The organism is Nostoc sp. DedQUE04, from assembly GCF_034530995.1.
In the GTDB taxonomy this organism is placed as follows: domain Bacteria; phylum Cyanobacteriota; class Cyanobacteriia; order Cyanobacteriales; family Nostocaceae; genus Nostoc.
On the sequence record NZ_JAVRCA010000124.1, the window covers coordinates 1 to 9,158 of the forward strand.

The 9,158-nt window shown below is 39.2% G+C and carries 6 protein-coding genes and 2 pseudogenes; 5 read left to right on the forward strand and 3 right to left on the reverse strand.

Annotated features, from left to right (window positions below):
- The first annotated feature begins 273 nt into the window (after positions 1–273).
- Positions 274–513, forward strand: coding sequence for a hypothetical protein (locus RM049_RS38690; protein ID WP_322708030.1), 240 nt, complete (start codon positions 274–276; stop codon positions 511–513).
- A gap of 378 nt (positions 514–891) precedes the next feature.
- Here RM049_RS38690 and RM049_RS38695 read toward each other — a convergent pair whose 3' ends face one another.
- Positions 892–1,422 (reverse strand): hypothetical protein, encoded by a 531-nt coding sequence (locus RM049_RS38695; RefSeq protein ID WP_322708031.1) that lies wholly within the window; start codon positions 1,420–1,422, stop codon positions 892–894.
- 47 nt (positions 1,423–1,469) lie between these two features.
- On the opposite strand from RM049_RS38695, the gene RM049_RS38700 reads away from it, so the two are divergent.
- From RM049_RS38700 to RM049_RS38710, 3 genes and pseudogenes are all read left to right on the forward strand, one after another.
- Positions 1,470–6,290 (forward strand): hypothetical protein, encoded by a 4,821-nt coding sequence (locus RM049_RS38700; protein ID WP_322708032.1) that lies wholly within the window; start codon positions 1,470–1,472, stop codon positions 6,288–6,290.
- A gap of 427 nt (positions 6,291–6,717) precedes the next feature.
- Positions 6,718–6,852 (forward strand): hypothetical protein, encoded by a 135-nt coding sequence (locus tag RM049_RS38705; protein WP_322708033.1) that lies wholly within the window; start codon positions 6,718–6,720, stop codon positions 6,850–6,852.
- Between the two features lie 19 nt (positions 6,853–6,871).
- Positions 6,872–7,306 (forward strand): annotated as a pseudogene (locus tag RM049_RS38710) (transposase); the annotation flags it as partial.
- Positions 7,307–7,412: 106 nt separating this feature from the next.
- Here RM049_RS38710 and RM049_RS38715 read toward each other — a convergent pair.
- Positions 7,413–8,264, reverse strand: coding sequence for an Rpn family recombination-promoting nuclease/putative transposase (locus tag RM049_RS38715; RefSeq protein ID WP_322708034.1), 852 nt, complete (start codon positions 8,262–8,264; stop codon positions 7,413–7,415).
- A gap of 161 nt (positions 8,265–8,425) precedes the next feature.
- Here RM049_RS38715 and RM049_RS38720 point away from each other — a divergent pair, with 161 nt between their 5' ends.
- The gene (locus RM049_RS38720; RefSeq protein WP_322708035.1) at positions 8,426–8,806 is read left to right on the forward strand and encodes a hypothetical protein; all 381 of its coding nucleotides are present in this window, start codon (positions 8,426–8,428) and stop codon (positions 8,804–8,806) included.
- Between the two features lie 48 nt (positions 8,807–8,854).
- On the opposite strand, the pseudogene RM049_RS38725 reads toward RM049_RS38720, so the two are convergent.
- Positions 8,855–9,158, reverse strand: a pseudogene (locus RM049_RS38725) (molecular chaperone DnaJ); the annotation flags it as partial.

The following is a 9,158-nucleotide window of genomic DNA, read 5'->3' on the forward strand; positions in this document are numbered from 1 at the left end:
GGGTTACTTGGCTAATTTAGAGAGTCGTCTTCTCTAGTAAGTTTTACCACACTAGATTTTTCCTGAGTGGCATTGTCACATTCACTACTTTTGGGCTAATCGCAGGACTCAACTGGCCTACCACCATCGCTTGTAAAAGTGACTCTGAGGGATGTTATTTACTGCGATTAGATAAGAAAACCGTGATTCTTCCCCAACAATTCAAAAATATCCTTGCTGAGTACGAACGTAACAAGAACAAATCCAAGCGTCGTAAATAATTAAGAAATGCTCATGTCTGAACTACAACAAACCTTGCTTTGGGATGATTGGGACGATATCAATTTATCAACTCCAGAACGTCGCATTGAACGCTTAGAAATTCTACTGTGTCAAAAAGTCTACAAAGGCGAGGACATATCTGAATGTCTGCAAGTTTTAGAGTACTTGAAAAATCGCACGACTCAGCAAAAGTTAGAGTCTGTTTTCTTTCGGCGAGTTCAGTCTCAACTGACTTCCACTCGTGGAAAATAATTGGTCAGGCTACCTTAATCTTTTTAGTCGCTATTCCTTGCTATTTTGCGACGTATAAAATAGCTACTTCATCAATATCTAATAATTCTTCGTCGGAATTATCTCTTAGCAAACAATTATCAAAAAACACCCTACCACACAGTAGAAAACACCATAGATAAACACAGTGACAGTGCGGTATATTTATTTACTGCACTGTGATACTGACTATGATACTCCATCAACAATCTCTAAAATCTTTCAAGTCAACGGAGTAAAAAGGCAGTTTTTGAATATTTACTTTCATACCAAGGTGAGGCGATCGCTTTTTTTCACATATTCAGGTCAAATCACTGCATTTGATGGATAAAACTTTCTTTACAGGGTAACTCACCTACTTTAATAAGAGGTGTCCTTGTCGAAAGGCAAACTGTCTTCCGGCTCAAAGTTACGCAGGTCTCGCTCCATCTGCTGCCGACGTTGAACGTAAGTTTTGCTAGCGCCAATCAGAGCATTCATTTTCTGCTCACCAAAGTTAATACCTTGTTCTGCGTAATCAGCAGACACAGCATCATAATTCTCGACTTCTATTTTCTTACGCCACTCAAGCTGTTCGAGGGCACTTTCACTGATACCAATTTTCTGAGCGTACTCTACATATTCAGGACTGAGAGAACCATTAGGGTTAAATTGCTTTTTTTCTTGTTCAGTGAAGAAATCGTAGGCTGTGTAGATTGGCCACGGCTCTGGATCAGTCTCGTCTAAGTGCTTCCACTCGTCATACTCTTCTTTTGCTCTACGAGCATAACTATCAATTGCTCCTGGATCTTCACCTTTGGATAACATTTCTTGCCGAGCTTCACTTTTCAAGCTTCCATCTGGGTTGAATTCTTTTTTATTCATATTTATCCAACGCTTAATCCTTGACATAAAAACCTCTCAAAAATTTAATTAATGTTCATCAAAATTCAAATTTTATGACTCTGGAATTGAAGCATTTTGACCCTCGTTTAAATCATTGGATTTATATAGACGATAGCAAAACTGACTCTCAATCAATTTTAACTGAAAAGGTCAGTAATACTTTACTAGAATTTTACTTTCCTGGTAAAGAATTCTCATTTGGACACTCAGATGAATACAGCAACGATGAAGAATTAAAGAATCATCCAGATGGACAAACTTTATTACTGTCTTCTAAGACTCGTTTACTTTATGGAGATAAAGAATGTTTAGAAACGATTCAAAAAATTTGTCCAGATAGTAAAGACCGTGGGGCTTATGGTTCCATCTTCCTTGGGGCTTGTAAAAATGCGATTCACGAAAAGCTAAACATTTTGGTAGTAGATGATTCTACTGAAAAGGCTGGTGAAAATGGAGGAATATTATCGAATGATTTAGCATATAAATTAGTTGGCGATTGTTATGGGCAGATTTCAACACAACTTTATGACAAAGTAACCTTAAGAGAATCCCAAGCAGATAAAAGCTATCGTGTAATTCAGCATCGATTTGGTTGGGTAGATGGAGTTGGAGAAGATACGACTAAATATCGCTTTGGCAAAGGAACACTCCGACCATACAGACTAGATAGAATAAAATATGCAGATACTAAAAATGAACCAAAAATCGATATAATTCTCCCCATAAGCAGTTTTAAGGGAACAGACAAGGATAGACCCAAAGGCCCTACTAAACCTCAAATTCAGCCAGGATTATATCAGCAAAATATTTGGTTAGCTGAAAAAGGGCAATCTCAACAAGGTCAGATGTCTATCTCCCAACTGCTGGCATCTTTCCCCCAAGGAATTAAAGATTTTGCCGAGTCACTAGAGGTACAAGCTCAAAGATTAGGCTCTATTCAAGATGACCCAAGAAATGTTGCTGCTTACTATTGTGAAAGATACGAAAAACGTAAAGAATGCTTAAGCCAAAACAAATCAAAAACAGGAGAAGTCACAAATCTTGAAACTGATATTAAAAACTTAGGGACAAATGATGACTTAGATGCAGATCAGGAGTTAGATGATGACCCCGCCAAAGATGACTTATTCATGTACAAACTCATTAAAGCTGATTTACTTGGTCATCAACAGCTTTTAGAAACTGAGAAGGTAAAGCAGGAGCTAAGTCGTTTTGTACAAAGTGAGTGGCGAGATATTGCTATTGGGAAAACGCTCACTTTTGACCGAGGGATGATTATTCCCTCCAAGGAACTCAAAAATGGTGAAATCTGTGCCCCTTGGCTGAAGCTTGGAGAAAAAGTTCTTAACTTTCGCTCTCCTTTTCTGAATTCTAACGGATTGTGTGTGTCTACCAACAAGCACGTTGAAGACCAAATCGGGCCAGATGGGAAGGTTTTAGAAGGTGTAATTGTAGTTAGTGATGAAGACCACAAGCGCATACAAGCCAGAATTACGGAGTTAGAAGCGCAAGGAATCGATGTTGATTTTATTGACCCAGCAGAAACCGAATCAGAACGCCAAGCACGAGACTACGATGGTGACTGCATTGGTGTGGCACTAGCTAGTAAATACCCTAACTTAACAGCCGAAGCCGAGTACAGAAACCAACCCCAGAATGCTTATGCTCCGACAGTTAAGCTCAAAAAGCAATCATTTTACGATCCCACAGATGGAAGCCAGCCCCCATTTGAAAAAATCGCTATTCACATGAGCGATAGCATTAGCGTGGGCATAATCAACAATCAAGTGACAGCACTGGAGGCATTAGAATCAGAAATTGAGGTACTAAAGACTTACGGTACTTTTGAGCAGAAATCAAATTATCTAGACCAAGTTTCTAACCATTACGAAACCCTGTTTGAGCAAGAACGCCAGAAAGAGCCAAAGTTAATTCGAGAAGAATACAAGCCTTATATGCAAGGGTTTGTTGAACTTGCTTATTCTCAAAGAACTCCCGAAATTATCCAGCAAGCAATGGACATTAACCGTCAAATGTACCGGAGCATGATTGAAGAAGGATGTTATCAAAACCAAATAGCAGTTGATTTATTCAAAAGTGCTAAAAAACCTGAGATGGATAAAATCAGGGAAAACAATCGCTACTTGTATCGTGATGTTAACTATATTAAAGATAAAAAATCTCGTTCAGTTTATTTAAACACAGGTATAACACCAAAGGGTTACTCACCAGTAGAATTATTGATTAGCCAAACTAATAAATATTTCCAAGAATCACAGTTAGAATCGCGTCCCATCGTCCAGTTTAAAGACTTATTCAAAGGAGTAGAATTTACACCACAGCAAAAATTTGCAGCGATCGCCGCCAAGTACGAGTTTGATCTGAAATTCAACGCTGCGGTTCGTGCCTCAAGGCGGCGAGAAACAGAGTCTGGCCCTAGCGCAATTATTCAAACGGATTCAGGAACGCAACTCGAAATTACCAACCTCACCCGCTACGGGCATCCCCTAATATGGAAAGCCCAGACACTTAATATTCGCCTAGATGAGATTAAATTCACAAACAGTGAACGCCCCCATAAATTACTAGCAGTTGCACAAATCAATGGTGAGATTGGGGAGGATAAGAAACCCGCTTACCGCAACCTGGGCACAGTTAGCCAACAATCGCAAGCAGATTACAATCTCAAGGCGGGGACGACCATACCAGGAGCTAAACTCCTAGAACTAAAACCAGAACTTACTAGAAGCCAAACTAAACTACTCTTTGCCTTGGCGCAGGAGACGGCAGAAGCATTCTCCTCGAAGATCCCAGAGTCAGAAAAACTTGCATCCGCCGCCGCCGCTTGGAACATCTGTGCATCCCGCCAGGATGAACTCGAAGTTGCAAGAAAAGAAAACGCAAATCCCCAAGCGATGTCTAGCGACAAGCCGCTCCGCGTCTACGCTAAAAAAGTTTCCAATTTCGCCTTCGCTGCTTTCCCCAATGAGATTATTTCTCGCTTAGATAAATTGCAATTTACTGAGCCGAAGTTAGTCACATTAAATAATGAAGCGAATCATTTTTTGGGTCGAGAATGGAATCCAACCGAAAAACATCCTATAGAAATCAGAGCTTCTCACCACCTAGTCGGACATGAGCGCCATGTTTCCAGGCTAATGTTTGTCCAGGATAGTGACGGCAAATATAAGGAATTCGCCATGCTTGAAACCAGAACTGCACAGCTTCCCATTGGTACGAAAGCGCTCTCTTGTATGGTTGGGGTAGAACCTGCCACTGCCAAAGCAACTATTGGACTACCAGGAAACGAGCCGGTTGAAATTACTATCCGTGAACTCAAGAACTTCTCTTATGCAGGACTTGTTTTTAACGCCGAACCCGTAAACTTAGAATTTGGCACTGTGCCGATTCCTGATAAAACAGTAAAAATCAAACTTGATGCTTTGACTCTGGGTGAGTTAGACAGTGATTCTATCCAGCAGTTAAAACAAGTTGATTACCTAAAAAATGGTAATCCCCTCAAATTAAAACTTACCTCTATCTCCGAAGCCGGAGATCAAGCTTTTGTGCTGGGTGAGTCCCCAAATGGTAATCTCCTCAAAATCAATAAAATTAACTTTTATGATTTTTATGGTAAGACATTCGATGATTTAGATTACCGAAAACTGACTATCGAAACCTCAGCTTCTAAAACTAGAGATACTGTATTTTTGAATGGTGAACCCTTGGGAGTATTGCATTTTAAAAAAGACAAAGACGCGCTCAGACAACTTGGGCTACTCAAAACCGGACAACTTACACCTGCACCCGCGATCCTTCAAAGTAATTTTTCCGTGATTTGCGCTCAAATTGAGCCTAAGACCGTTGAATATCCTACTATTTGGACGAAGGAATTTCAGGCTTTTGGGACTCAATCGGTTAACCCTCAACAACTGTATATGATTGATAGTAGTGCAAAAATTCTACATCATATTAAAGAGCGTCCAACTTTCTTATTTTCTACCCAATCAAACAAAAAACTTGGAGTCATGGGCTTGGCTGTTGACAACCAGAAAGCTGAGACTGTGACTAAATGGTTAGCTGCTCAAAAAGTTGAATGTCAGCAAGTAGCAATAGATGATGTTATCAGGGAAACTCAAAAAGGTTTAACGGTCTTTAACTTAGTCAGTAGTTCAATTCCTCCCAAAACTTTGGATAATATGACTAAGAAATTTGGAGGAATTATTGAGTCAACCCAAGAGTATCAACAATTTGTTAGCTCCCTTGCTACACGGCCACAGTTTTTGAAACCACCAGAACAAACAGCGCAATCCCCACCTAACCAATCTATAACTCCATCACTCTCCACTATTCCTTCTACAATAGACATTACTAATAGTACAAAAACCGAACCTCTAGGTGTAGAGAAGCCCTCGACAGTTACTATTGATGACTTGAGAAATTGGTACAATGCCGCAGATAAGTTAGGGAAGTCAGAAAATTACAAAAAACGCATTGTAGAAGTTGCAAATGGGTTTAAAGCTGGTGAGCAATTATCAGCCGAAGCGTTGACAGTAATGAATCAAGATACATTTGAGCTTGAAGCCATCAGTCGGTTAACTCAAATCGCTCAAAGGATTGGCATGATCTGGGGTAAGTCTAATGAAAATGGTACTCAAGTTCAAGGAAAGATTTATGACTTGGCTTTCAATACCCAGCAGAGGGATTTAACTATTTCGCAGAAAAATGGGGAGGTAATTTTCAACTTGCAATCTGGTCAGGTGCAAACTAATAAAGTAACTCCACAGATATTGCAAACTTTTGAAGATGTTAATACTCAAATTGATAAAATATTAGCTAAATCTCAAATACAACAAGTAGACTTACAAAGATAGATTTATCTGCCTCCGGCAAGGCAGAAGGCAGAGGGTAATTCTTGCTGGAGGAAAGAATAAGTTTTAAATTTTGCCTTTTTGCCTTGCTAAATTGGGTTTAAGCTCCCTGCTAAATCGTAGATTTAACGGTCTACAATTACTGTTATTGTCAGAATCCCCTCATCGGTGAAAGGTTAAGATAAAACACTTTTTGTCAATCAGTTAAAATACTCAAAACGTCTTTAATCAGAATGATAATCGTATGGAGGATAGGTGGAGGAGGCGAGCGACGCTCGCCTCCTCCACCTATCTTTGATTATCATTATCTTAAAAATCTTTAATAGCTTAAACAGCAGATGAAAAAGTATTGTAACGACGTAAAAAGTGGACAACATTGTTAGGTAAATTCAATTATCAAACGAGGTAATGGAAAGTTTGCTTTACTACTATGTCCAAGCGACCAAAAGTCAACTCTGACCATGCACAACGACATCACACTCCCACGATAGATAATGAAGCGATCGCTAATCATTTAGAAGCAATATTTAACCCCAGCAGTTTTTGCACAACAAAAATATTATAAGCAGTTAGGATTACGAGATAGAATTGGTAAAACTAGTTATTCTTATATTACTTCTGTCCTCGATCCGGCGATATTACCTCCCTATGTCGTGGCAGATTTATATCGAAAAAGATGGAGAATTGAAGAAGCTTTTTATGTAGTTAAACGTTTATTGGGACTATCGTATTTATGGACTGGTTCTATTAATGGTGTGAAGTTACAAGTCTGGGCAACTTGGCTCTTTTATGCAGTATTAGTTGACTTGGGAGATGCGGTAGCTGATGAATTAGCTTTACCATTTGACCGCATTTCTTTGGAGATGATTTTTCGAGGTTTGTACCATTTCAGCGTAGCAAACGAAAAAGGTAACGCTAATGACCCCATTAAGTACTTTGCTGCAAAAGAGAATCAAGATTTAGGAGTTGTCAAAGCCATACGAAAGCCAGTCTCAAAGCTGGATTTATCGCCTTTTCCCGCACCTTCTTGACAAAAGTGCAATCACTCTAACCTCTCACCGATGTGAAAAATCTGATTCGGGTTCGGGTGACACCTCAATGAGGATACACGAATGTCTACTGAGATTAATTTTCTCTTGACAGCGTTGCTTGTAACTGCTGCACTTGCTCCACTGTTAAACCTGTTACCCGTGTAATTACTTCAATAGCTAGACCTTCGCGCAGTAAGTTCAGCGCAATCTCTTGTCTTGTTTTTTGAGCGCCTTCCTGTTGCCAACTTGTAACAATCTCCATAATTTCCTCCTGTTCATCTAATCCCATTGTACTGATTGCCGCTTGAAAGACCTGTTTCTCAGTATCGTCGAGCCTCAAATACGTATCAACGAACCCAGAAATTAGTTGCATCTTTGCTGGATCTAATTTTAAGGTCGCCAGCAGCCGCAAACATTCCGCCTTCACCTGGGGACGTTCCTCACGGCGAATATTCATCTTTGACATTAATGCTGCCGCCACCGGATTTGGCTGCGTGAGAAAATCGCGCCAACTTAAACGATTCAACTGGATTGCTACAAACTGAAATTCCAGCACTTTTAAATCTCCAAAGGTGACGCGATAATTTTGGGGTTCGGCGCGTTTGGGTTCATCAAAAGAAAAAATTACAACTGGGTAAATCGGTAAATCATACTTTTCATGTAGGCGCGCAAAATATTTAAACATCCGCTTTGCAAAGGCTGTTTCAGTGTAAGACTGGTTTTCAACATGAATTAGAAAACGAGTATCTTGCTGTTGATAACGCACCTGCGCCAGTAAATCAATTTCCTTCTTTTCGCCAGAAGTGACATCATTAAATACTTCCTGCGGTAAAAGCTGGATGGAATTACGATCTATTTGGCTGGCTACTTGAGGTAGAAACAAATCAAGGAAATCAATAAAAAACGTAGATAATAATTCTTTGAAAAGGCGGTCGTGGTCAATCATAATATTTAACTTTCATAACAATCATTCTATTTTCGGGTTAAGATTTTTACTAAAGCTCAGTATTGCATATACTAAATATCTCTGCAATCCACTAGAATAAAGAGATGATAATCTGATTTATGTATATTAGCTATTAAAACAGACTTCATGAGATACAAGCTATGAAATTATCAGACTTATCAGCAGAAAGCCTAGAAAAAATTAAGGCAGTTAGATGGGATAGGATTATTGAAAAACATGAAGGGCCAGAGGATTGGGAATCAGTTCTCAGATATGAACAGCCAGAATTTTTGTCAGTTCAAGGATGCCCGATATTATTACCTGTAGATAAATCACATCATCCTAATATCACCATAATCCGGTGTATCTGGAGTATGGATAACAACTCTGTAACTGTTTTTCTGTCTAATACTACCTATGAAGATGATCCTTTTTTCTCTGGGTTTATGGCGGTATGCGATCGCTTGAAGGGAGAGGAATTTTTTTTAGCAGTTTTATATCATGAATGGTTTATTATTGAAAGAGCAGGAGTTTTTGAATAATCCTGTTACGTTAGGATTTTCAAATATTATTCAATAATAATTAAATTACTATCTCATTAACTCTGACAACATTTGCTCAAGAATATCTTCCATAATTGACTCGTCCGTGGAGCGCAAAGAAACTGGGCCATCAAGAAATTCTTGAATAGTGATTTTCTTTTCTTTAAAGTCTTTAACAAAATCCCGAATCTCAGAAACGACGTTAATTTGAGATTCCATTGTTTCTACAATAGCAGCCATAGCGTCAATGCCTTTTTTAGCAGCTTTTCGAGAATCGCAAACCATCGTTCCTTCTGGACTGGAGTTTAGACTAAGCAACAAAAAACGACCCAGCAAAGCTGAGTTGAAAAGA

Coding starts and splice junctions, on each gene's coding strand:
- RM049_RS38695 (WP_322708031.1), bottom strand. CDS start 1,422: ATGTCAAGGATTAAGCGTTGGATAAATATGAATAAAAAAGAATTCAAC.
- RM049_RS38690 (WP_322708030.1), top strand. CDS start 274: ATGTCTGAACTACAACAAACCTTGCTTTGGGATGATTGGGACGATATC.
- RM049_RS38705 (WP_322708033.1), top strand. CDS start 6,718: ATGTCCAAGCGACCAAAAGTCAACTCTGACCATGCACAACGACATCAC.
- RM049_RS38720 (WP_322708035.1), top strand. CDS start 8,426: ATGAAATTATCAGACTTATCAGCAGAAAGCCTAGAAAAAATTAAGGCA.
- RM049_RS38715 (WP_322708034.1), bottom strand. CDS start 8,264: ATGATTGACCACGACCGCCTTTTCAAAGAATTATTATCTACGTTTTTT.
- RM049_RS38700 (WP_322708032.1), top strand. CDS start 1,470: ATGACTCTGGAATTGAAGCATTTTGACCCTCGTTTAAATCATTGGATT.